We start from the raw sequence: 3531 nt of genomic DNA, 5'->3' as shown, positions 1-3531 counted from the left end.
TTTTTTGACTTTTATCCTTTCTTTCTTCAATTATCTGTTTTCGCTCAATTTAAGATGCGTTTGCCCTGTCCATAGAGAAGATCAAGACATTAATACGAGCTTCTTCTTTTTGCTCAAAGTCCAATTGAAACACTATATTTAACCAGTCGCCAGAAGATCAAAGATCGCACTGATAATTTCCCTGATACTAACAGTTCTGGGACGACCACTAGATTTTTGAGGTGGAATTAGCGGTTCTAGGATAGCCTCGAAGTGAATTAGAAACATCTGTAGAATCAGGTTTTCTTTTTGTCATCACTTCTAGTTATTCTGTACTTAGGAGTTCTCTTTTATACTTTCCATACATCCTCTAAGTTACAAATTAAATATCTCGGTTACTGTTTTTTCAGAATCTCCTGGTTGCCATTTAGCGATAACATTAAGACTATTTTCCACAAACTTTTTTGCACAAGCTCTTCGTTGAATTTTTCCGCTAGAAGTTTTAGGAATACTACCAGTTTTAATTAGACCAATAGCAGAGACTTCTACTTCATGTTCTTGACCTACTGCATGGCAAATTGCAGTTACAATTTCTTCAATATTTAAAGAGCGTAAATAACTTCTTTCTACTTCTTGAACAATTACTAATCTTTCCGCGCCTTCTGTCTCAATAGCAAAAGCAGCACCAGCATTTTCTCTTAGAGCAGGATGAGCTTTTTGTACGGTTTGCTCTACGTGTTGGGGATAACAATATCTTCCCCAAAAAATCATTACTTCTTTTAATCTTCCTGTGATGTAAAGTTCTCCATTAGCTAAAAATCCTAAGTCTCCTGTACGTAACCATTGTTTATCTTCACTATCTGCTAAATAAACTTGAAAAGTATCTTGGGTTTCTACTTCTTGATTCCAATAACCCTGACTAACCCCTGAGCCTCTCACCCAAATTTCTCCTACAGTTTTATTTTCACAACGCGTTAAATTTTCGTGATTAACTATTATAATCTCAGTATCCAACCAGGGTTTACCACAGCTTACTATTGCTTTACTTTCTGATTTATTGGGTGTAGTTTCTACTACTTTATTTTGTTCCAAACTGAAGCTCTCTACATATTTAATTTTAGGTTTTTCTTTTTGCACCCCACCAGTAATAAATAAAGTAGTTTCTGCCATACCATAACAAGGATAAAAAGCCGACTTATTAAAACCACAATTAGCAAAAATATGAGAAAATCTTTCAATAGTTTCGGCTCTAACTGTTTCTGCACCAGAAAAGGCTACTGACCAACTACCTAAGTCTAATTCAGCTAACTTCTCAGGAGTAGCTTTTAAACATAATAAATCATAAGCGAAATTAGGACCTCCACTGGTAGTTGCTTGATAGTTAGTGATTGCTTTTAACCATTCAAAGGGTTGTTTTGCTAAAGAAACAGGAGACATTAAAATACTTTCAACACCAAGAAAAAGAGGTTGCAACACATTCCCAATTAATCCCATATCGTGAAATAAAGGCAACCAACCCACCACAATAGTAGATTTGTCATGAGCAAAGCCTTGACGAATCATTTCTTGGTTATAAAGAATATTTTCATGAGTCACCATGACACCTTTGGGATTTCCTGTCGATCCAGAAGTGTATTGAAAAAAGGCCAAAGTATCAGGACTAATAATAGGCTGCTTCCAGTCTTTAGCTAAAGCAAGATCGAGATTATCCGTAGTAAAACATTTAAGATGCTTGAATTTATTGACTAGATCTATATTTTTCGCAACTTTTCCTTTAATAGCTTGAATAAAATCTTCAGTTGTTAAAATAACTTCTGCTCCTGAAGAAGTTACTCTTTGTGCCAGCTTTTTTAAATCTTTGCTCTGACGAGGAGGTGTAGTAGTAACCGCAACAACACCCGCATAGAGACACCCCATAAAAGCAGCAACGAACTCTAAACCTGCATCATAAGAATAAATTAATAAAGCTCTACTACCAGGACTTACCAAAGATTGTAGCATAGATGCGATCGCACTGGCTTGTAAATCTAATTCTTGATAAGTCAGACATCCTGACTCAGTTGTGCCATTCTGGAGGAAACGATAAGCAATTTTTGGCGAATCAGCGATCGCTCTTTGTTGAAGAATTTGAACTAGATCGGTATATTTTTGCATAAAGTTTATAATTATCTCAAAACAAAGTAAAAAAATGGAACTTATGCTCGTAAAAAAACTTCAAAATAAATAGCAATCTTAAAACCCGATACTTTGTTGTCTTGCAGAAAACACAATGTTTATTATTAAATCAACTCTTTATAAATTAAATAAAATTAATCGTTCTCTTGCTGGTGGTATCTTAGCAGCAATGGGCATAATTAGTGGAATTACGCCAGAAATTTCTGTTCAACCTCATTTTCTGAATTGGGAAAATGCTGTTTATGCTCAAAATTTTACCCCAGAAGAAGTTTACAATTATGCCAGAGCGGGTTTTGAAGTAGAAGTACTGCGTCAGCAAGTTTATCAAGAAATTAAATCAATGGTAAATCAACCGCCACCAGAAATTACTTGCGATCGCCCTGAAACCATGAACGATATACCAGAAAATGTTAGAGGTATTGCCAATAACTATTGCAATCGTTCTCGTCAAATCGTCCAAGAAAATAATCTTTCAATCCAACGCTTTAACCAGTTAAAAAATAATTACGATAGCGAGGGTTCTTTTTATCAACAAGTTCAACAGAAATTGTTAGATTTACAAAATTAACATTAATTTTTAGTAAGTCAAAAGAAAAAATTGGTGCAATCCCAGTTGGATTTTTTAACAAGCGCGAACGCGAACACATAGGAGCAAGGCTACTATTATTTGTTATTTGGGCGTTGGTTAATCAAGGTATGATTTTTAAACTTTTCATGCTGAATAAATAAAAAGAGCTTAGAGCTTAGATGATGTATGGAAAGTAGAAAAGAGAACTCCCAACATCCTCTAAGGCTAGCAGAAAGTGAGAAAAATTCAGAAAGTAGCTCTAAGAATCTAGTTTTAGGTTGATTTAACCAGCTATAAGCTTATAGCCTAAGCCTATAGCAAGAAAGCTAATCGCGATCGCGATTTTAAACAAAAACAAAGTCAGATTCACTTACTTGAGTAGGTTCGAGATCGACCAATATTGCTAAATCTATACCCAAACCGCGAACAACTGTATTGCTACCATCAGCAATAAATTCTAGAGTATCAAAGTCTAAGTTGGTGTTAGCCAGACCAATTACATCTCCTTCTCCACTATCAAAGTCGGTAATAATATTTGCCATTACGGGTAAGTTTCCTTCATCAGTAAGAATCCAAAATTGGTCGGCATCCGTACCACCAGTAATTAAGTTATTGCCTTCTCCCGTACCGACAAAAAATAAATCTGCCCCCGAATCACCAACTAGGCTATTGTTACTGCCAGCTAATAAAATATCATCATCTTCACCTGCATAAATACGGTTGTGTCCAAAAGCAACAGAAGCATCAATTAAATCATTACCACTACCCGTAAATAAGATGTCGTTGTTGCCATCAAAATCACTGTTTAA

2 protein-coding genes and 1 pseudogene are annotated in these 3531 nt (G+C 35.4%); 1 reads left to right on the top strand and 2 read right to left on the bottom strand.

All coding sequences use genetic code 11. From position 1 onward, the window contains the following. Window positions 1–354: 354 nt before the first annotated feature. Window positions 355–2133 carry a fatty acyl-AMP ligase gene (locus tag H1P_RS31815; protein ID WP_144875262.1) on the bottom strand — a complete coding sequence of 593 codons (1779 nt, stop codon included), beginning with the start codon at window positions 2131–2133 and terminating at the stop codon, window positions 355–357. Window positions 2134–2248: 115 nt separating this feature from the next. Between H1P_RS31815 and H1P_RS31810 the strand changes: the two genes are divergently transcribed. Continuing rightward, complete coding sequence (locus H1P_RS31810) at window positions 2249–2722, top strand: DUF4168 domain-containing protein (protein ID WP_144875260.1); 474 nt, start codon at window positions 2249–2251, stop codon at window positions 2720–2722. Between the two features lie 344 nt (window positions 2723–3066). On the opposite strand, the pseudogene H1P_RS36850 reads toward H1P_RS31810, so the two are convergent. Continuing rightward, window positions 3067–3531, bottom strand: a pseudogene (locus H1P_RS36850) (hypothetical protein); the annotation flags it as partial.

Source organism: Hyella patelloides LEGE 07179, assembly GCF_900659865.1.
Classification (GTDB): domain Bacteria; phylum Cyanobacteriota; class Cyanobacteriia; order Cyanobacteriales; family Xenococcaceae; genus Hyella; species Hyella patelloides.
This window is presented reverse-complemented; position numbering and strand designations above follow the sequence as displayed.

Excerpts from the sequence above, each read along its gene's own strand:
- H1P_RS31815 (WP_144875262.1), bottom strand. The coding sequence starts at position 2,133 with ATGCAAAAATATACCGATCTAGTTCAAATTCTTCAACAAAGAGCGATC.
- H1P_RS31810 (WP_144875260.1), top strand. The coding sequence starts at position 2,249 with ATGTTTATTATTAAATCAACTCTTTATAAATTAAATAAAATTAATCGT.